Raw genomic sequence first — 18,320 nt, forward strand, 5'->3', positions numbered from 1 at the left:
TACGGTTCCGTCACCATTGCGACTATCCAGGGGGTGACATCGTGGCGGACCAAGGCCGCAACACGTATCTCGACGATGTCTTGGCCAACCAAGAACGTCTGGAGTCCGATCTGCGCTCCAAGGGTTACGCCGGTTCTACCACGGGCGGTCAGCGCGGAGAGAAGGCGGAGAAGCGGGAACGCTCGATCGCCCCGCCGCAGCAACTGTCAGTGCCATACCCGCCGATGCCTTCGGCTCCTGGAGGGATGCCCGAACCGATGCCTCCGTCCCTTTCAAAGCCCGCCCCGGCCCCGGGCGGCGGCGGTCCGGGTGCCCCGAGCCGCGGCCGCGCCGCACGCCTGGAACGCTTCTCCGCCGAGGCCGACGCCGGACGCGGCGTCGGATCGACACCGGCCAACAGCGTCGAGGTGCGCGTCACCGGTGTCGGACGCTTCAAGACGGTGCTGGTCCCGCCGAACGCGTTCGTGGTCCACACCCGCCGCGGCGAGAGCAAGCCCCGGCACATCGGCCTCGGCGTCTCCTTCCGCTACCGGCCGGCCACCGACTCCTTCCTGGTCGTGCCCGGCGCGATGCAGACGATCTTGATGAACGCGTTCTGCATATGCAGCGAGTTGCAGGGCATCCTGGTCCAGGCCTACGTACAGTGGATCATCGAGGACTTCGGCACCGCCTACCGCAAACTGGACTTCTCCGACCCGGAGGACCCGATGCGGCTGGTGAACCTGCAGCTGCGCGAGCAGGCCGAGGCGGCGATCAAGGACAAGGTCGCCACCATGAGCGTGCACGAGGTGCTCTCCGACCGGCAGCCCATCATCGAGGAGCTCACGGCCCGGCTGCGCGGCGTCGCCGAGGGCGCGGGGCAGGCCGAGGACGGCCTGGGCCTGCGGATCGTCACCGTCCAGATCAAGGAGGCGGTGGTCAGCTCCAAGACGCTGTGGGAGAACCTGCAAAAGCCGTTCCGCTCCGAGCAGGGCCGCCTGGCCGCGCTGGCCGAACTGGCCGCCGACAGCGTGATCACCGACAGCCGGATGGCCGAGAACCGCAAGCAGGAGACCCGCCGCCTGTCCGACGAGCGCGAGCTGTCCGAACTGCGGGCCCTGAACGCCGCCCGCGAGTTCGACCGCGACGCCGGCGAACAGGCACGCCGCGACGAGCACTCCCAGGCCAACGCCCGCAAAGCCGCGGACGAGGCACACCACACCCGCCTGCACACGCTGGCCCTGGAACGCGAACGGCACGAACAGGAAACCGTCATGGCACGCTTGCGGCTGGAGGAGGAGCAGGAGCTGAGCCGCATGCGGCTGGAAGCCGAACTCGCCGCCGCCCGCGCCCGGCACGCCGCCGACCACGACCGGCAGCTGATGGAACTGGAACGGGAACGAGTCCGGGCGGAGATCGCGAACGCACGCTCGGCGGCGGCGTTGCAGGCGGAGCTGATCGGACGGCTGCCCGAGATCGTGGAGCACCTGCCCGCGCCCTCGGAGTACAAGGCTGTGACGGTCGGCGGATCCGACCCCGGCACGCTCGCCGGCATCGTCGCGCAGGTATCGGCGGTGCTCAGCGCGATGAAGACGGGGGAGTAGGGCCTCGGCTCGCCTTTGGCAGATGCCCCGCGGCATCCGCCAAAACCATTTCTGGTCGGCGGGCTCGGACTGGCACAGTGCCGTGGTGAACGATCACGCGGAACGATCATCGAGCCCTGAATCATCACCAGCCACCGAGCCCGCGCAGAGTACCGAGCCCGCGCAGAGTACCGAGCCCGCGCCGAGCACTGACCCGACACAGATGCGCAACAGCCGCCGGATGTCCTTCAACACCGACGCGCCCACCTACCGCCGCGGCCGCCCGCCCTACCCCGACGCCGTCTTCGACCTCCTGGCCGACCGCTGCGGACTCCGCCCCGGCGCCCGAGTCCTGGAGATCGGTGCCGGCAGCGGCCTGGCCACCGGACCCCTCCTGGCGGCCGGCGCCCACGTCGTCGCCGTCGAACCCGGCGAGAGCCTGGCCGCGATCCTGTCCGCCGAACACGCCGGCGACCGGCTGGACGTCGTCGTCTCCGACTTCGAGACCGCCGACCTGCCCGGCGGCTTCGACCTCGCCGCCGCCGCCACCGCCCTGCACTGGCTCGACCCCGACACCTCCACCGCGCAGATCGGCCGCCAGGTCCGGCCCGGAGGCTGGCTGGCGGCCTGGTGGACCGAGTTCGGCGACGCCAACCGCCCCACCCTGTTCCGCGACCGCCTCGACGACGTCTACCACGACCTGCTGCCTTCCGAAACCGGCTACCGCGCCAGCCGCTCCCACGTCCTGGACACCGACCGGTGGCGCGCGCAGCTGACTGCCGGGGGCTACTTCGAGGACGTCCAGGTCGACATGATCGAATGGCAGCAGACCCTGACTCCGCAGACCGCGCGCGACCAGTGGTCGACGTTCCCGAACATCGCCGAACTGGCACCGGCGGCTCATACGGAGTTCCTGGACCGGCTCGCCGGGATCATCGACGACCTCGGCGGGAGCGTCGAGGATCCACGGCTGACGGTCGTCTACACGGCCCGGCGGGCTTAGCCCGCGGTGCCGCTCGCGATCCGGATCGTGTCACCGACGGCCAGCTGCGTGTAGAACCAGGCTGCGTCGTCGGTGCTGAGCCCGATCTCACCCGTGGTGGTGTTCCTCATGCCCAGGCTGTCCGGCCACCAGGGCATGGCGTAGATCGTCGGTGCGTTCGGACCGAGGTCGATGAAGGAAGTGACGGTCAGGCTGTAGGTGTTCGGACCCATCGGGGAACTGAGCTCCTTCGACGGCTCCTTGCCCGCGACGGTGAAGGTTCCCGTCTGGGTCGGATGCGCAGACGAACCGGCGGTGATCGGCAGGGTCTTGACCAACTTGCCCTGTGCGTCCAGGACGATCAGCGTGTGACGGGCCAGGTCCACCGTGGCGACCAGCGTGGCGGACCTGGCCGGCCCGGTCGGCGTGGTCGGCCTGGCCGGCTTGGTCGTCGGCGTTGTGCCCGCGGCCGAGGTCCGGGTGTCGGACACCGACGGCGAACTCCCCAGGTTCGGCCGCGACGGCCCGCCGGAGGGCCGCGACGTCAGCCCCACGCTCCCGGCGATCGCCAGGACGGCCACCGGCACCACCGCCATCGTCGCGGTGTGCCGCCTGCGCCGCTGGTCACCCCGGGCCCGCACCCCGGCCGGCGAGTGGACCGTGGCTTCCTGCTCCAGACGCGCCGCGCCGGCGGTCAGGCGCTCGTCGAGGTAGTCACGCATAGCTGCGCTCCCCGCTTCCGTTGTCGAGTACTGCCTTGAGGTGCGAGGCCGCCTCCGGGCCGTCGGAATCCGGTTCGGCCAACAGCGCCGCCAGCGCGGCGCGCCCCCGGGAAAGCCGTGCCTTGATCGTCCCGGTCGGCGCGCCGACCTCGGCGGCGACCTGCTCGATCGTCAGCCCCGCGATGTGGAACAACACGATTGCCCGCCGCTGTGCCTCAGGGATCTGCCGCAACGCCGCGATCAGCGCTACCGCGTCAGGGCTGTGGTCGGGCACGTTCCCGGGTGGCCCGTGCCGCCGGTGCGCGGCGACCCGCCGGACGGCCGACCGCCACGCCGACACCTTGATCCGATACGCGACGACCCGTACCCAGGCGACCGGGTCGTCCATCTTCGACACGGTGTCCCAGCGCTGCCAGGCCCGTGCGTAGGCCTCCTGGACTGCGTCCTCGGCCTCCGAGGCGTCCCCCAGCAACGCGACGATCTGCGCCGTCACCTTGCGCACCGTGCCGAGATAGAAGTCGTCGAAATCCCTCTCCGCTCCCACCGGTTCCCCTCACTGCCGCCGTCACCTGCTCATCAACCCACCACGACGCCGGCCGTGGGACCGAGGTTGCATGCCGCTTCCGCTTGGCACAGCCCCGCTAGTCCACGTGGTGCAACTGGGGCCACAACTGCGCCCACGTCCCGCGCGGCTGACGGCACAGGTAGATCGCGGCGTGCCGGTCGGTCTCGGCGTTCTTCAGGCCGGCGGGAAGGGTGATCGGTGCCACCTCGGTGACCTGTCCCCAAAAGCGGCTCAGATACCCCGCCGGGAACTTGCCGACGCACAGCACCGTGTCCGGCGTGCCGGCCGGCGGACCCCAGTACACGTAGTTGTCGTGGCCGCTGTAGACGGGGCGCCGCAGGCCCGCACCGGGGCCCAGGATGGTCAGCGCGCCGGCCTCCCCGAAGTCGCTGGTGAAGATCGGCACACTCGCCGGCTGCGCCGCCGCCGCGACGGCGACCTCGTGCGTGAACCGCGGCCAGCCGTAGGTCTGCATCAGCTCGGGATTGACGAAGCGCAGCGCCGTGGACGCGGCCGGGGGCAGGATCGGCAGGCCGATGACGGCGGCGACGAGGGCTGATATCGCGACCCCCCTCCCACCCCGCCCCAATCCGGGGGACAACCACCCTCGCGTCGATTGTCCCGCACCGTCAACCGCCGAACGAAGGCCCCGCCGCGGATACCACTGGATCGGAGCAGCGACAGCCCCGGCCGCGAACAGCGGCATCAACAGCGGCGCCGGGTAGTAGACCTTGCCGCCGCCGCACACGAACACCGCCGTCACCACCGCCGCCGTCGGAACCAGCCACCGGTGCGCCCGGCCCTCCGGCGAGCGCAGCCAGCGCAGACCCAGCCACCACAGGCCGATCAGCGGCGGCCCGGCGAGCAACAGCGGCAGCTCCGGCATCCTGGCCAGCGAACCCAGCGGCCCGCCCTGCTGTTGCGACAGCGTGTGGTCCATCGTCAGGTTCGGCCAGCCGTGCAGCGCGTCCCACACGACGTTCGGCGCCGCCAGCACCCCCGCCACCGCCAGCGCGACCCACGGCCCCGGCGTACGCACCACCTCCCGCCGATGGACAACGACGCCCACCGCGATACCGAGCACCAGCACCGCGATCGTGTTCTTCCCCTCGAACCCGAGCCCCGCGACCGCGCCGGAGGCCGCCCACCAGCGCACCCGGTTCTCCCGCAGCGCACACGTCACCAGTACGAACACCGCCGCCCACGCCGCCTGGTCCAGCACCGTCGTCCCGAACAACATCGACGCGGCCACGAATACCGGACACGCCGCCACCGCCGCGGCCGCCAACGTCTGGGCCGCACGCCGTGCCCCGAACTGCGACGCCAGCACGCCGGTCAACACGATGCAGACAAGCTGCGCGACGATCGCCAGCAGCCGCACGCCGAACAAGCCGCCGGCCGCGTCCGCGAACCGGGCCAGCAAGGGCGCCGCCGGCGGCTGGTCGACGTAACCGAACGCCGGATGCCGACCGCAGATGACGTAGTAGAACTCGTCGTGGTGCCAGCCGTACCGCGTCGCCACCATCAGGTGGAACGCTCCGGCGACGGCCGCCACCAGCGCGATCGGACGCCAGGCGATGCCACCGCCGTCGATCGCGGCCCTCACAGGCTCCTGAATCTCTTCCGTATCAACACCCACAGCGACCGATCCCCCCGTCGTCATCGAACACCCCCATCGCCTGGCAGCATAAGATGACTGATCCAGTCAGTCAATCAAAACTCGACGACGCACCGGCACCCGCCGCGGAAGATCCGAAACCGTTACCGCGACGGCGAAATTGCCTACATCCGTTCCCGCCCGGTCTGTCATCATCATGTCCACGCCATGGACCGGCCGACCCGACGTACGGACTGTCGGCACCCGTCCATAGGCTCTGCCTCAGCAACACATCAGACTCACGACATGCCCTAGCGCATGGGGGGAACCATCATGGCCACGAAACTCAGCCAGATCATCGCGATCGAAAAAGGTGTCAAGAGCAAGTCCTACGCCGAACTCACCCAGGCCCACCACGACGTCCAGAAGCAGCCTCTGCTCACCGGACTGAGCCGGACCTACCAGCCCAAGGACGAGGACGGCGAGCAGCTGCCCCCGGAGTCCACCCGCGTGCAGGTCAAGGCCGAGGACGTGCTGCGCCAGATCGCCACGGGCCTGACCCGCCTGTTCGACGTCACCGCCACCAAGGACTGGGCCAACTGCGTGGCGCACGCCGACGTCGTCGTGGAGGGCACCACGCTGCTGCGCGACGTGCCGGTGTCCTACCTGCTCTTCCTGGAGAAGCAGCTCGCCGACCTGAACACCTTCGTCAAGAAGCTGCCCGTGCTCGACGCCGCCGAGTCCTGGTCTGCCGACCCGTCCACGGACTGGTACCGCACCGAGTCGGTGCGCACGCTGCGCACCAAGAAGGTGCCGCGCAACCACGTCAAGGCCGAGGCCACCGAGAAGCACCCGGCGCAGGTCGAGGTCTACTACGAGGACGTCGCCATCGGCTACTGGACGCAGACCAAGTTCTCCGGCGCCCTGCCGGCGCAGCGCGTCAACGAGCTCGTGGAGCGGGTCGAGAAGCTGAGCCAGGCGGTGAAGTTCGCCCGCGAGGAGGCCAACACCTTCGAGGTCACCGACCAGCGCGTCGGCGAGGCCGTATTCGGTTACCTCTTCGCCTGAGGTTTCGCTAGGATCGGCGGCGAGCGACCAAGCTTAATGTGACGCCTGAATTTTACGAACACTGTGACAGTGGGGGTTCGAATCCCTCCCTCTGCATAAGCGTGCGGAGGTAGCCCAAGTAGGTAGAGGCAGCAGTGAGCAGTTTCAGACTCTCGCTCCAAGCTCAGTCCTCGCCGTCCATCGCCGGATCGACCGGAAGCGGGTTACACACCGAGGTTGCGGGTTCGAGCCCCGTTCCCTGCTCTCTCATGCGGGGATAGCTCAATAGGAAGAGCGCGGTGCCTCAGCCTTACCTGCTTTCTTAAACGCCATCGGCGTGCGCACCACGACGGCACCACACTCACCGTGTGGAGGGGCCCAGGGCGGGCAAAACCCTGGGCCTCGCCCCTTTTCCGGGCCCTCGTAGGATGCGACGGTGGCGGTCTTCCTTCTGTGGCACGTCGCGCATCAGAACGCCCGTGACGACGCGAAGCTGCTCGGCGTCTACTCCTCCAGGGCCAAGGCCGAGGCCCGTATCACCTCGGCACGCCTTCTGCCGGGCTTCGCCGACGAACCGGAATGCTTCACGATCGACGAGTACACGGTCGATCAGGACGAGTGGGTCGAAGCGTTCGGACGGGCTTGACCGGACGGCCTCCAAGGCCAGCTCAGAGACGGTCTCCCGTTCTACCTCTGGTACGACCTCCAGCGCTACGGCCGGCGTGTACCCAAGCGGACCGGCCCGCCTACCGCATGACCGCAATCGGCAGCGGATGATCCGCCTCCGGCCCCGGCAGCCTGTCCATGCCCGCCGTCCACCGGCGCCGACGCCACGAAGTACATCGGCTGCGCGGCGATGAAGGTGCGAAGACGCTCGTCGGTGTGGTCGAACTCCTCGGCCATCACAAACCCCTCAGCCTAAGGTGGGCCCCGTGTACTCCCGCCCTTCGGCCTCGGCCAGCTTGCGCCCGGCGTTGAGCTGGAACGGGCTGATGCCTGCAGCATCCCACGGCCCGACGCTGCCGGCCCCGACCGCCTCGGGGCTCTTGGGCGCCAGCAGCAACTCCTTGCGCAGCACGTCCACCGGCTTGTCGGCGACCGCGAACCAGTCGGTGGCCATGAAGTCGTTGCTCCCGGTGCACAGCGCCGCGCGCCGCAGCGCGTCGCCGAAGCGCGCCGCCATCCCCGGCTGCGACAGGTGCCCCCGGTCGGCCTCGAACAACCCGGCCCCCGAGGCCAGCGCGCCGGTCTCGAACAGGCTCACCACCATGGCCAGCAGCGAGAACGCGTGCAGGTCGTCGTTGGCGCGGGCGATGAAGGCGAAGACCTCGATCTCTGATTCGACCCGGGTGCCGTAGTCGGCCAGGATGTGCACCCAGTCGTGCTGGGCCAGCAGCGGCGGGGCCGAGCCGGGGGAGCCGGGGAAGGAGAAGCCGCGGGTGCGGTAGAAGTCGTACACGCCCCGGCCCAGCGTCCCGGCCGGCAGGTCGCCGAGCGAGGCCCAGCGCGCGGCCAGCGCCGGATCGTTCTCCACCGGCGTCCAAGGCCCGGTCAGCGCGCCGTCGCCGACGTGCAGTTGCGCGATGTGCTGGACGTCGAAGTCGTGCAGGTACCCGTTGCGGTCGAAGTCGATCGAGGCCAGGCGGCGTCCGGAGTCGGCATGGCCGTGCAGCACGTCCTCCAGGTCGTCGTGGACGGACAGCTCCGCGGCGAACTCCGCCACCCGGCTGGCCACCTGAGCCGGCAACGGGAAGAGCACCAGCTCGGCGGTGACCATCGTCTGCACGATCCGCCCCCGGAACGCCGCGTTGCGCCGGTGGAGGTCCTCGGCGAACTCCGTCGCGCTGTACGGCTTGCCGGCCAGCTCGGCCTGCACCGCCAGCGGATCGATGTCGAACCCGGTCAGCGAATGGAACATGGCGGCCAGCAACGTCTGCTGCAGCCCGGTCAGCCCGCCCTCCGGAGCCACGGCGGAGATGACACCGCGCGCCACGCAGGCGACCTCGGCGGCGTCCGGCGGCAGCAGCAGGACGGAGGCGGCGTCGGGCAAGGGCACTGGCATGCGATGGCCTTCCGGGCGGAGGTCGTACGGAGCGGGGTCGAGGGGGAGCGAGTGTCGGGGGCGGCGCGCGGCAGCCCATTGTCACCCGCCGCCGACGTCTAAGAGACGATCATCGGATTCCCACTGATCACCGCAGTTCGCGGCCATTCCCCGAAATATCTTGCGCGGCTGATCGCGTTCTCCCTACGTTTGCGCCATTGGTCTAGACCTAAAGGGGTGGGGCGCCTTGACGACGGCGACCTGTGACGTCCGGCTGCCGCCCGCGCGGCCCCGCTTGTGGAACCGGGACTTCCGGCTGTACTTCACCGCGCGCCTGGTCTCGCTCCTGGGCGACTCCATGCTCCCGGTCGCACTGCTCTACGGCGTCGTGAGCCTCGGCTACGGCACCACCGGCGTCGGGTTGGTGCTTGCCGCGCAGGTGCTGCCGTTCGCGGCGTTCGTCCTGTTCGGGGGAGTGCTCGCCGACCGGTTCACGCCGCAGCGCATGATGGTCGGCGCCGACGCCGCCCGGTTCGTCCTCCAGGCGATCGCCGCGACCGCCTTCGCCACCGGCCACCCGGCGCTGTGGCTGCTGATGGGCCTGTCGGGCTTGTCCGGGGTGGCGACCGCGGCGTTCCAGCCGGGACTGGCCAGCGTCATCACGCAGGTGTCCGACGACCTGCAACGTGCCAACGCCGTCACCCGCGTCGCCGAAGCCATGGCCACGCTCGGCGGACCGGCGATCGCCGGCCTGCTGATCGCGGTCTCCGGCGTGCCGGTGGTGCTGGCCGCCGACTCCGCGACGTTCGCCGTCAGCGGTGTCTGCCTGCTGATGCTGCGCCTGGCCCCGATGGTCCGGACGGCCACCCAGGAGTCCACGTGGCGCAACCTCGTCGAAGGCTGGCACGAGTTTCGCATCCGCACCTGGATGCCCTCGGTCATCCTGGCGTGGATCGTCCTGGGCATCACCGTGTGGGGTCCGATCCGGCCGCTGGCCACCATCCTGGTCACCGACCGCCACGGTGCCTCGGGGCTGGGCCTGATGTGGACGGCCTTCGGCGCCGGTGGAGTACTCGGCGGACTGGCCGGCGTGCGCTTCCGGCCCCGGCATCCGCTGCGTGCCGGCGCCGCCGGACTGCTCGCCTGGTCGGCGTGGCCGCTGGTACTGGCCGCCGGACTTGCGCTGCCGCAGGTCTGCGTCGGCGCTGCTCTTGGCGGCGCGACCAGCGCGTTCTGGGGCGTGATGTGGTCCACCAGCGTGCAGACCCACGTCCCGGCCGCCGTTCTGAACCGCATCTCCGCCTACGAGATCGCCGGCTCGCTGATCGCGTTCCCGATCGGTCAGGCCCTGGCCGGTCCGGTCAGCGACGCGGTCGGGACCAGCCACGCGCTCTACGCCTCCGCCGCGATCCTGGTCGCAGTACTGATCACGATGCTGTGCGTGCCGGCCATCCGGCACCTCGGCGCGCGGGCCGTCGAAAATCAGAACGACTCGGAGCATCTCGGGCGGTAGCGTCCGGCTATGGCTGACGTACAGGGCACGTATACGAAAGAGTTCTCCGCGGTCGCCGAAGCACTGTCCAAACTGCTCGACACACAGGACCTCGGCGCCTCGGCGGCGGTGTTCGTCGACGGCGAGCAGGTGGCCGACATCTGGGGCGGCTACGTCGACACCGAGCGCTCCGTCCCGTGGGAGCACGACACGATCGTGAACGTCATGTCCACGACCAAACCGATCACGGCGTTGTGCGCGCTGATCCTCGCAGATCGAGGCCTGCTCGACCTTTCCGCTCCCGTGTCTACCTACTGGCCGGAGTTCGCAGCGGCCGGCAAGCAGAGCGTCCTGGTCCGGCATCTGCTCTCCCACACCGCCGGACTCCCCGACTGGCCGGGCCGGATGGTCGCCGAGGACTTGTACGACTGGAGCGCGGTCACCGAGTTGCTCGCCGCGATGCCGACGCAGTGGGAACCCGGGACGGCGGCGGGGTACCACTCGATCACGTTCGGGTTCCTCGTCGGCGAGGTGGTACGACGGGTCAGCGGGCGCAGCCTCGGCCGGTTCCTCGCCGAGGAGGTGGCCGGGCCGCTCGGCGCCGACTTCCACATCGGCCTGGCCGCCCAGGACGACCACCGGGTCGCGCGGTTGTACCCACCGTCCTCACACGGGGACGACTTCAGCTCCGCCGGCCCCGACTACGCCTCGAACGGCGGCATCCGGGTCAAGGACGCCAACACCGAGGCGTGGCGGCGTGCCGAGATCCCGGCGGCGAACGGCTTCGGAACCGCACGCGGCATCGCCCTCATCCAGTCCGCGTTGACCAACGGAGGCATGGCCGGGGGAGTGCGGCTGCTGTCCGAGAAGGCGTGCGAGCCGGCGTGGCACGTGGAGTACTCCGGCCAGGACCGCGTGCTGGGACAGCAGACCACCTACGGGATGGGCTTCGGGGTCTGGGGCGGCACGTTCGGGTGGGGCGGCTGGGGCGGCTCACTGGTGATGAACGACCCCAAGTCGCGGATGACCGTCGCCTACGCCATGAACCAGATGTTCGATCCCCGCGGACAGCAGGACAGCCGCGGCTTGTCGATCGCCGCGGCCGCCTACGAAGGGCTGCGCTGAGGGCCGCCCCGGTCTACAGTCCCCGCAGTACTTACCCGCCGTCCTCAGTTCACCTCGACGACGTCGCCGCCGGTCACCCGCACCAAGTCCGCGAACGTGATCGCGAACACCGTGTGCGCGTGGCCCGCGGCGGCCCAGACCTCCGGGTAGGCCGCCAGCGCCTGGTCGATCAACGTCCGGACCGGCGCGGGATGCCCGAGCGGGGCGACCCCGCCGATGCGCTGGCCGGTGTGCTCGTACACGAACTCCTTCGAGGCCCGGCCCACCTTCGCCACCCCCAGGTCCGCCGCCACCTTCACCGTGTCCACACGGTGCGCACCGCTGGTCAGCACCAGCAGCGGAGCGCCGTCGGCCTCGAACACCAGGCTGTTGGCGATCGCGCCGACCTCACACCCGACCTGATCCGCGGCGGCCTGGGCGTTCGGTGCCGACTCCGGCAGCACGACGACCTTCGGCTCGAAGCCCTTCGCCCGGAGTTCCTTCTCGACGGCCTGCACGGCCGGATGCTCAGCGATCCGTTCCATGACGGGATATTAATCCGGGCCCCCGCCGGAAGTCCGGCACAATACGCGGCATGGAAACACTTGATCGTGTCGTGGAACCGACCGAGATCGTCGCCGGCCGGTACCAGCTGCGCCCGCCGTCGCTGCGGGACGTCCCCGACATGATGGAGCTGTCCCGCGACCCGGAAGTCGTCCTGTGGAACCCGCTGGCCAGCGGCGCCGACGAGGAGACGGCGCGCGCCTGGGCCGAGCGCTGGGCGGACTGGGACGGCGGCCAGTCCGCGCAGTTCGGGGTGTACGAGGCCGTCGAGGGACGACTGCTCGGGCTGGTGTCGCTGCACAAGATCGACCTGCTGCTGTCCTCGGCCGAACTCGGCTATCGCGTCGCGCCGTGGGCCCGCGGCCGCGGTGTCGCGACGACGGCGGTCAGAACCGTTACGGAGTGGGCCTTCGGGGCCCTGGAGCTCACACGGGTGCAGCTGATCCACGCGGTGGAGAACGTGGCCTCGTGCCGCGTGGCGGACAAGTGCGGCTTCCTGCACGAGGGCACGACCCGGAGCTCGTACCGGTACGGGGACAACAAGCTGCACGACGAGCACATCCACGGACGGCTCGTTGGAGACCCGGCGCCGGGGCGCTGACCCCAGAGGCGGGACGCTGATCCCAAAGGCGGGACGCTGACCCCAGAGGCTAGACCTCCCAGTCCAGCGCCGGCGGCATCACGCCCTCCCACGCCAGCAGCCACTCCTTCGTCCGCAGCCCGCCCCCGAAGCCGCCGAGCCCGTCCGCGGCCAGTACGCGGTGGCAGGGCACGACGATCGGCAGCGGGTTGCTGCCCATGATCCCGCCGACCGCCTGCGAGGCCGTCACACCGGCCCCGGAACCCTTCGCCAGGTCGCCGTAGGTCACCGTCTCGCCGAACGGAACCTCGGCCAGCAGCTTGAGCACCGTCAGGCGCAGCCCGTTCACGCCGTACCAGTCCAGGGCGATGTCGAAGCTGGTGCGGCTGCCGTCGAAGTACTCCGTCAGCTGCAGGACCGCCTCGTCGAGTTGGGCCTGGGCGATGTGGTCGGGCTTGGCGGTCGGCTCGCTGGTGACGAAGGGCTGGTCCTGCTCGCGGTCGCGCGGGAACTGCACCAGGCGCAGGCCGCGGGCCGTGGCCCCGATGTTGAGCGTACCGATCGGGCTGTCCAGCAAGGCGGTCTGCATGTGTCCATTGTGCCAAGCGGGGCCGACAGCCCGCTGCGCGAGCTAGGGTTGCGGCATCAGCCGGATCCGTCTTCCACCACCTGAGGATCCGGCGGCGAGATCCCAGGAGGACGGCATGCCCAAGGCCCCCGCGAACGGCGTCGAGCTCGAGTACGACACGTTCGGCGACCCGAGCGCTCCGCCGCTGGTGCTGATCATGGGGCTGGGCACGCAGATGATCGCGTGGCCGGTCCCGTTCTGCCAGGCGATCGCCGACGAGGGCTTCCACGTCGTCCGCTTCGACAACCGCGACTGCGGACTGTCCACGATCGTGGACGCGCCCCCGCCCGGCTTCGGCGACCTGCTCGCCGGCGACACCTCCGGCGTCCCCTACCTGATGCCCGACCTGTCCGACGACGTCGCCGGACTGCTCGACGCGCTCGGGGTCGACTCGGCCCACATCGTCGGGCTGTCGATGGGCGGCATGATCGCCCAGCAGTTCGCCATCGACCACCCGGCGCGGCTGCGCACCCTGTGCTCGATCATGTCCACCACCGGGGCCCACGACGTCGGGCAGCCGGCGGCCGAGGTGATCACGCTGCTGCTGAGCCCCGCCGCGACCAACCGCGAGGAAGCGATCGACCGCGGGCAGAAGATGTTCGAGACCGTCGGCTCCCCGGCTTACCCGACGCCGACCGCCGAGCTGCGGGCCCGCATCGGGGAGGCGTTCGACCGCTCCTTCACGCCCGCCGGCTCCGCACGCCAGCTCGCCTGCATCGTCACCTCGCCCGACCGCACCCTGGGGCTGGCCGCCGTCAGCGTGCCCAGCGCCGTCATCCACGGCGACTCCGACAAGCTCGTCGACGTCAGCGGCGGCCGTGCGACCGCCGCCGCGCTCGGGGTCGAACCGCTGATCATCCCCGGCGCCGGCCACGACCTGCCCGAGGAGCTGTGGCCGACCTACGTCCAGGCGATCGTCGCCAACGCGCGCAAGGGCGACTGACTGAGCGCGCCGCCGCCCTCGACCGATCGCATCGGCTGATCGGACCTCGACCAGGTCTCGATCAGCCTTCCCGTTGCAGCACCGGACGTTCCACGACGTAGTACAGCTGCTTGTGCTGGACTCCGGCCTCGATCTCGGCGACGGCGGCCTCGGCCGATGCCCGATCCGGATGGGTGGTCATCAGGTACCGGTTCCCGTTGTCGTCCTGACGCCAGACCTCGAACACGGTGCCGTTCACGAACGTCCCGCATCCCACGCGGCACCAGCCCGGGCCAGACGCTCGCGGTACTCGATCTGCTCCGGCCAATCCGCCGGGAACGCCTCCAGCCCGTGCCGCGCCCCCAGGAAAGCGCCGGCCAGCGCGGCGATCGAGTCCGAGTCACCACCGGTGGCAGCAGCCCGGCCCAGCGCACGCACCGGCTCGTCGGAGTACATAAGGAAGCACAACAGCGCGGTCGCCAGCGCTTCCTCGGCGATCCACCCCTCGCCGGTGTAGTCGCAAGGATCAACCGCCGGATCCGGGTTCTCGGCCGCCCTGGCCAGCACGCCGAGGATCATCCCGCACTCGACCCACCCGGCCTCGATGAACTCCTCCGGCGAGTTCCGCATCGGGACTCGCCACAGATCGTCGCCGAGCCAGTCACCGTGGTAGATACGGCGCTGCTCCTGGCAGCGCTCCCGCAGCGCCGGTACGAGATCCGACGGCGCCATCCCCTGCGCCAGCCAGCGCGTCGCGAACGCCGTCAGGTCCGAGGCGGCCAGGCCGGTCGCGTGGCCGTGAGTCAGCGCCGCTTGCAACTGCGCGGCGCCGGCGATCGTCGTCTCCGAGGCCTGCGGCAGCAGCCCGATCGGAGTCACGCGCATGTTCGCACCGCACCCCTTCGAACCGCGCTGCGTCGCCTCCGGCCAGCTCAGACCGTTGCCCAGGTTGCCGATGGCACGCAGACAGGTCATCCCCGGCGCACGGTTGTTGTCCGGCGACTTCGCCCACGCCAGGAAGTGCTCGATCAACGAGGCGGTGAACGGCTCCACCGCCAGCTCGGCACCCTCGGGCTGCTCCAGCAGCGCGTCGGCGACGGCCAGCGCCATCTGCGTGTCATCGGTGACCAGGCCGCCCGGAGGTAGAACCGAAGGACCCTGCGGGCCGTACAGCCGCACGATCTCCTCGAACCGTTGGAACTCCGTGGGCTTGCCCATACAGTCCCCGAACGCGAGCCCGAACATCGAACCGGTCGCCGTCATATGATCCCCTCCCGCTGATACGACCACGTCAGTGTGCCAGCTACAGTGCCGGTCTATGACCGAGTCCTTGATCCTCCGTGACGCCACCACCGCAGACCTGCCCGCGATCGTCGCCATGCTCGCCGACGACAAGCTCGGCTCCACTCGCGAGGACCCCCAGGACATGACGCCCTACCTTCCGGCCTTCGCAGAACTCGAAGCCGACCCCAACCAGCGCCTGATCGTCGCCGAACGCGGCGGCGTCGCCGTCGGCACCTTCCAACTCACCTTCATCCCCGGCGTGGCTCAGCAGGGACTCAAGCGGGCGTTGATCGAGAGCGTGCGCGTCGCCTCCAGCGAGCGCGGCAGCGGCCTGGGCACGCAGATGATGCAGTGGGCCATCGAGCAGTCGCAGAAGGCCGGGTGCAAGCAGGTGCAGCTGACTTCTAACGCTGAGCGCCCCGACGCCCACCGGTTCTACGAGCGGCTCGGATTCGTGCCGTCGCACGTGGGCTTCAAGCTGAAGCTGGGCTGACCCGCGGGCCGGCGGACTCAGGCCCCGAGCTCATAGCTCAGGCCCCGAGTTCATACTGGGGGCTCCAAGCCGCCACCAGCCATGGGCCGCGCCGGGCGAACACCGCCCCGCGCGGCCCAGCGAACCACCTCAGGCCGCCAGCCCTCGGGCCCTCAACATCGGTTCTACCTCCGGCGCGCGCCCCCGGAACTGCGCGAAGGCCGCCATCAGGTCCCCACTCCCGCCCCGGGAGAGCACCGCACGCCGGAACGCCTCGCCGCTCTCGCGGATCGACCGCCCCTGCCCCACACCGTCCTTGAACCAGTCGACCGTGTCCTTGTCCAGGACCTCGCTCCACAAGTACGAGTAGTAGCCGGCGCAGTAGTCGTTGCCCCAGATGTGCGCGAAGTAGCTGGTGCGGTAGCGCGACGGGATCTCCGGCACCGCCAGCCCGTACCGTTTGAGCGCGGCCGCCTCGAACTCCTTGGCCTCAACCGGGTCCTCGCCGGCCCCGATCGTGTGCCATGCCCAGTCCAGCATCACCGCGCCGAGGATCTCCACGGTCGCGAAGCCCTGGCCGAACTTCTCCGCCACGGCCATCCGCTCCAGCAGGTCCGCCGGAACCGGCTCGCCGGTGAGGTAGTGCTTGGCGTAGTTCGCCAGGACCTCCGGCCACTGCGCCCACATCTCGTTCACCTGGGACGGGTACTCCACGAAGTCCCGCGGCGTGCTCGTACCGGAGAAGGTCGGGTGCTCCACGTCCGAGAACAGGCCGTGCAACGCGTGTCCGAACTCGTGGAACAACGTGCGGACCTCGTCCCACATCAGCAGCGTCGGCTCGCCGGCCGGCGGCTTGGCCACGTTCAGGTTGTTCACGATCACCGGCGGCTGGCCGAGCAGCCGGGACTGGTCCACGTAGTTCGTCATCCACGCCCCGCCGCGCTTGGAGCCGCGCGCGTAGAAGTCGCCGAGGAACAACCCGATGCCGGAGCCGTCCGCGTCGAAGACCTCCCAGATCCGCACATCCGGGTGGTAGGCCACCAGGTCGGGACGGGCCTTGAAGGTGATCCCGTACACCAGCTCCGCGGCGTGGAACACACCGTCGACCAGCACGGTGTCCAGCTCCAGGTAGGGCCGCAGCGCCTCGGAGTCGACGTCGTACTCGGCCAGGCGCACCTTCTCCGAGTAGTACGTCCAGTCCCAGGCCTCCAGGCTCTGACCGGCCGGCAGGTGCGCACGCAGCGCCTCGGCCTCCTTGCCGGCGTTCGCCACCGCGGCCGGGATCAGCCGCGCCATCAGGTCCTCCACCGCCTCGGTGGTGCGGGCCGTCCGGTCCTGGAGCGCGTACTCGGCGTACGAGCCGTAGCCCAGCAGCGCCGCACGCTCGGCCCGCAGCTTCGCCATCTCGACGGCGATCGGACCGTTGGTGTCCCAGGCCCGCTCCAGGGACGCCGTCAGCAGTGCCCGGCGCGCGTCCCGGTCGTCCAACGAGGCCAGCTGTGTCTGGTTCGAGAAGTTCTTCAGCGAGATCACGTACTTGCCGGGCAGCCCGACCGCCTCGCCGTTCTCCTTCGCCGACGCGACCGCGTCCGCGGTCAGGCCCGCCAGCTGCTCGGCGGAGTCGAACACCTGCTGCCCGGCCTTGTTCGCGGCCAGCAGGTTCCGGTCGAAGTCCGTGGACAGCGCGGCCAGCTGCTCGTTGAGCGCCTTCAGGCGGTCCTTGTCGGCCGCCGACAGCTTCGCGCCGCCCCGTACGAAGTTCAGGCGGTGCTTCTCCAGCAGCCGCAGCTCCACCTCGCTCAGGCCCAGGTCCGCACGGCGCTCGTAGAGGTCGTCGATGCGTGCGAACAGCGCCGGGTCCAGGTTGATCGCGTCCATGTGCGCGGCCCAGCGCGGGTTGATCTCCTGCTCGATCTCCTGCAGGGCGTCGCTGGTGTCGGTGGAGGTCTGCGGGAAGAACACCGAGGCGACCCGGTTCAGCAGGGTGCCGGCGCGCTCCATGGCCACGATCGTGTTCTCGAACGTCGCCGGTTCGGGGTTCCCGGCGATCGCTGCGATCTCGGCCAGGTGCTCGGCGAAGCCGGCGTCGAAGGCCGCGGTGTAGTGCTCCTCGCGGATGTCGGCGAACGGCGGCAGCTCATAGGGCAGCGTGCTGCGGCGGAAAAACGGATTCTCTGTGGTCACGTCCCGACTCTAGCCCTCGGCAGGTAGGTGGCGTACACCGGTTTGATCGGTTACCGGTGCCCGGCCGGCCGGGCTCGTGGCGCCGACCGCGCCGCGCAGGTGCCCGAAGATCAGACTCGTCTCGGTGTGACCCACGGCCGGGTGTGTCGTCAGGTGCTCCAGGACGAAGTCCCGCAGCGCGTCGGAGTCGGCGACCGCGATGTGCAGCAGATAGTCGTCGGCGCCGGCCACGTGCCAGACCCCGACGACGTCCGGAAGACCGGGCACGTCCCGTATGAACTCCTGCACACGCTCGCGCGTATGGGCCCGCAGCCGCACCGCGATCATCGCCTGAAGCCCGCGCCCGAGCGCCGTCGGGTCGATGTCGGCGTGGAACCCGCGGATCACGCCGCGCTCGCGCAGCGTCCGGATCCGGGCCAGACAGGTCGACGCCGCGATCCCCACCGCCTCGGCGATCGCGTTGTTCGGGGTGCGCGCGTCGGCCGCCAGCACCGCCAGGATCGCGCGGTCGGTGTCGTCCAGGACCGGCCGGGCGGCTCGCAGATCGTTCGGCATACCGCTCAGTGTCACCGAT

At 70.1% G+C, this 18,320-nt stretch carries 20 protein-coding genes; 9 read left to right on the top strand and 11 right to left on the bottom strand.

Annotation, left to right across the window (positions count from 1 at the left end):
* The first annotated feature begins 257 nt into the window (after positions 1–257).
* Entirely contained in the window at positions 258–1,583 is a 1,326-nt protein-coding gene (locus ABIA35_RS34600) for an SPFH domain-containing protein (protein WP_370360775.1), read from the top strand.
* 202 nt (positions 1,584–1,785) lie between these two features.
* Positions 1,786–2,565: a class I SAM-dependent methyltransferase gene (locus ABIA35_RS34605; protein ID WP_370343957.1), complete on the top strand. Its 780-nt coding sequence runs from the start codon at positions 1,786–1,788 to the stop codon at positions 2,563–2,565.
* On the opposite strand, the gene ABIA35_RS34610 is transcribed toward ABIA35_RS34605, so the two are convergent.
* From ABIA35_RS34610 to ABIA35_RS34620, 3 genes are all read right to left on the bottom strand, one after another.
* The gene (locus tag ABIA35_RS34610; protein ID WP_370360776.1) at positions 2,562–3,266 is read right to left on the bottom strand and encodes a L,D-transpeptidase; all 705 of its coding nucleotides are present in this window, start codon (positions 3,264–3,266) and stop codon (positions 2,562–2,564) included. The genes ABIA35_RS34605 and ABIA35_RS34610 overlap by 4 nt on opposite strands.
* The gene (locus ABIA35_RS34615; protein ID WP_370343953.1) at positions 3,259–3,810 is read right to left on the bottom strand and encodes a SigE family RNA polymerase sigma factor; all 552 of its coding nucleotides are present in this window, start codon (positions 3,808–3,810) and stop codon (positions 3,259–3,261) included. Before ABIA35_RS34615 ends, ABIA35_RS34610 begins: the two co-directional genes overlap by 8 nt.
* Positions 3,811–3,907: 97 nt before the next feature.
* Positions 3,908–5,437: a glycosyltransferase family 39 protein gene (locus tag ABIA35_RS34620; protein ID WP_370360777.1), complete on the bottom strand. Its 1,530-nt coding sequence runs from the start codon at positions 5,435–5,437 to the stop codon at positions 3,908–3,910.
* 324 nt (positions 5,438–5,761) lie between these two features.
* Between ABIA35_RS34620 and ABIA35_RS34625 the strand changes: the two genes are divergently transcribed.
* Both ABIA35_RS34625 and ABIA35_RS34630 read left to right on the top strand, forming a co-directional pair.
* Entirely contained in the window at positions 5,762–6,496 is a 735-nt protein-coding gene (locus ABIA35_RS34625; protein WP_370343950.1) for a hypothetical protein, read from the top strand.
* Between the two features lie 415 nt (positions 6,497–6,911).
* Entirely contained in the window at positions 6,912–7,121 is a 210-nt protein-coding gene (locus tag ABIA35_RS34630; protein ID WP_370360778.1) for a hypothetical protein, read from the top strand.
* A gap of 65 nt (positions 7,122–7,186) precedes the next feature.
* On the opposite strand, the gene ABIA35_RS34635 is transcribed toward ABIA35_RS34630, so the two are convergent.
* Together ABIA35_RS34635 and ABIA35_RS34640 are read right to left on the bottom strand one after the other, a co-directional pair.
* Entirely contained in the window at positions 7,187–7,378 is a 192-nt protein-coding gene (locus ABIA35_RS34635; RefSeq protein ID WP_370360779.1) for a hypothetical protein, read from the bottom strand.
* A 10-nt stretch (positions 7,379–7,388) separates the two neighbouring features.
* On the bottom strand, positions 7,389–8,537 hold the full coding sequence (locus tag ABIA35_RS34640; protein ID WP_370360780.1) for a hypothetical protein: 1,149 nt from the start codon (positions 8,535–8,537) through the stop codon (positions 7,389–7,391).
* A gap of 226 nt (positions 8,538–8,763) precedes the next feature.
* Here ABIA35_RS34640 and ABIA35_RS34645 point away from each other — a divergent pair, with 226 nt between their 5' ends.
* Positions 8,764–10,029, top strand: coding sequence for an MFS transporter (locus tag ABIA35_RS34645; RefSeq protein ID WP_370360781.1), 1,266 nt, complete (start codon positions 8,764–8,766; stop codon positions 10,027–10,029).
* 9 nt (positions 10,030–10,038) lie between these two features.
* On the top strand, positions 10,039–11,133 hold the full coding sequence (locus tag ABIA35_RS34650) for a serine hydrolase domain-containing protein (protein WP_370360782.1): 1,095 nt from the start codon (positions 10,039–10,041) through the stop codon (positions 11,131–11,133).
* Positions 11,134–11,177: 44 nt separating this feature from the next.
* Here ABIA35_RS34650 and ABIA35_RS34655 read toward each other — a convergent pair whose 3' ends face one another.
* Positions 11,178–11,657, bottom strand: a complete 480-nt coding sequence (locus ABIA35_RS34655; protein ID WP_370343944.1) for a YbaK/EbsC family protein — start codon at positions 11,655–11,657, stop codon at positions 11,178–11,180.
* A 50-nt stretch (positions 11,658–11,707) separates the two neighbouring features.
* Between ABIA35_RS34655 and ABIA35_RS34660 the strand changes: the two genes are divergently transcribed.
* Entirely contained in the window at positions 11,708–12,277 is a 570-nt protein-coding gene (locus ABIA35_RS34660; protein WP_370360783.1) for a GNAT family N-acetyltransferase, read from the top strand.
* Positions 12,278–12,326: 49 nt separating this feature from the next.
* Here the strand turns inward: ABIA35_RS34660 and ABIA35_RS34665 are convergent, their stop codons facing one another.
* Positions 12,327–12,845 (bottom strand): methylated-DNA--[protein]-cysteine S-methyltransferase, encoded by a 519-nt coding sequence (locus ABIA35_RS34665; protein ID WP_370360784.1) that lies wholly within the window; start codon positions 12,843–12,845, stop codon positions 12,327–12,329.
* 115 nt (positions 12,846–12,960) lie between these two features.
* Between ABIA35_RS34665 and ABIA35_RS34670 the strand changes: the two genes are divergently transcribed.
* Complete coding sequence (locus tag ABIA35_RS34670) at positions 12,961–13,827, top strand: alpha/beta fold hydrolase (protein ID WP_370360785.1); 867 nt, start codon at positions 12,961–12,963, stop codon at positions 13,825–13,827.
* A 61-nt stretch (positions 13,828–13,888) separates the two neighbouring features.
* Here ABIA35_RS34670 and ABIA35_RS34675 read toward each other — a convergent pair whose 3' ends face one another.
* Together ABIA35_RS34675 and ABIA35_RS34680 are read right to left on the bottom strand one after the other, a co-directional pair.
* Positions 13,889–14,065, bottom strand: coding sequence for a hypothetical protein (locus ABIA35_RS34675; protein ID WP_370343939.1), 177 nt, complete (start codon positions 14,063–14,065; stop codon positions 13,889–13,891).
* Entirely contained in the window at positions 14,062–15,069 is a 1,008-nt protein-coding gene (locus ABIA35_RS34680; RefSeq protein WP_370343938.1) for an ADP-ribosylglycohydrolase family protein, read from the bottom strand. Before ABIA35_RS34680 ends, ABIA35_RS34675 begins: the two co-directional genes overlap by 4 nt.
* A 55-nt stretch (positions 15,070–15,124) precedes the next feature.
* Between ABIA35_RS34680 and ABIA35_RS34685 the strand changes: the two genes are divergently transcribed.
* Positions 15,125–15,583 carry an N-acetyltransferase family protein gene (locus ABIA35_RS34685; RefSeq protein WP_370360786.1) on the top strand — a complete coding sequence of 153 codons (459 nt, stop codon included), beginning with the start codon at positions 15,125–15,127 and terminating at the stop codon, positions 15,581–15,583.
* 129 nt (positions 15,584–15,712) lie between these two features.
* Here ABIA35_RS34685 and ABIA35_RS34690 read toward each other — a convergent pair whose 3' ends face one another.
* Positions 15,713–17,746 (bottom strand): M3 family metallopeptidase, encoded by a 2,034-nt coding sequence (locus ABIA35_RS34690; protein ID WP_370360787.1) that lies wholly within the window; start codon positions 17,744–17,746, stop codon positions 15,713–15,715.
* Between the two features lie 9 nt (positions 17,747–17,755).
* Positions 17,756–18,301: an Lrp/AsnC family transcriptional regulator gene (locus ABIA35_RS34695; protein ID WP_370360788.1), complete on the bottom strand. Its 546-nt coding sequence runs from the start codon at positions 18,299–18,301 to the stop codon at positions 17,756–17,758.
* Between the last annotated feature and the right edge of the window lie 19 nt (positions 18,302–18,320).

The sequence above is a fragment of the Catenulispora sp. MAP12-49 genome (genome assembly GCF_041262705.1).
GTDB lineage: Bacteria > Actinomycetota > Actinomycetes > Streptomycetales > Catenulisporaceae > Catenulispora.

Bases quoted from the DNA above. Each gene is read 5' to 3' on its own strand.
- ABIA35_RS34600 (WP_370360775.1), top strand. From the start codon at position 258: ATGCCTCCGTCCCTTTCAAAGCCCGCCCCGGCCCCGGGCGGCGGCGGT.
- ABIA35_RS34665 (WP_370360784.1), bottom strand. From the start codon at position 12,845: ATGCAGACCGCCTTGCTGGACAGCCCGATCGGTACGCTCAACATCGGG.
- ABIA35_RS34610 (WP_370360776.1), bottom strand. From the start codon at position 3,266: ATGCGTGACTACCTCGACGAGCGCCTGACCGCCGGCGCGGCGCGTCTG.
- ABIA35_RS34635 (WP_370360779.1), bottom strand. From the start codon at position 7,378: ATGGCCGAGGAGTTCGACCACACCGACGAGCGTCTTCGCACCTTCATC.
- ABIA35_RS34650 (WP_370360782.1), top strand. From the start codon at position 10,039: ATGGCTGACGTACAGGGCACGTATACGAAAGAGTTCTCCGCGGTCGCC.
- ABIA35_RS34640 (WP_370360780.1), bottom strand. From the start codon at position 8,537: ATGCCAGTGCCCTTGCCCGACGCCGCCTCCGTCCTGCTGCTGCCGCCG.
- ABIA35_RS34680 (WP_370343938.1), bottom strand. From the start codon at position 15,069: ATGACGGCGACCGGTTCGATGTTCGGGCTCGCGTTCGGGGACTGTATG.
- ABIA35_RS34670 (WP_370360785.1), top strand. From the start codon at position 12,961: ATGCCCAAGGCCCCCGCGAACGGCGTCGAGCTCGAGTACGACACGTTC.
- ABIA35_RS34625 (WP_370343950.1), top strand. From the start codon at position 5,762: ATGGCCACGAAACTCAGCCAGATCATCGCGATCGAAAAAGGTGTCAAG.
- ABIA35_RS34655 (WP_370343944.1), bottom strand. From the start codon at position 11,657: ATGGAACGGATCGCTGAGCATCCGGCCGTGCAGGCCGTCGAGAAGGAA.
- ABIA35_RS34660 (WP_370360783.1), top strand. From the start codon at position 11,708: ATGGAAACACTTGATCGTGTCGTGGAACCGACCGAGATCGTCGCCGGC.
- ABIA35_RS34685 (WP_370360786.1), top strand. From the start codon at position 15,125: ATGACCGAGTCCTTGATCCTCCGTGACGCCACCACCGCAGACCTGCCC.
- ABIA35_RS34695 (WP_370360788.1), bottom strand. From the start codon at position 18,301: ATGCCGAACGATCTGCGAGCCGCCCGGCCGGTCCTGGACGACACCGAC.
- ABIA35_RS34605 (WP_370343957.1), top strand. From the start codon at position 1,786: ATGCGCAACAGCCGCCGGATGTCCTTCAACACCGACGCGCCCACCTAC.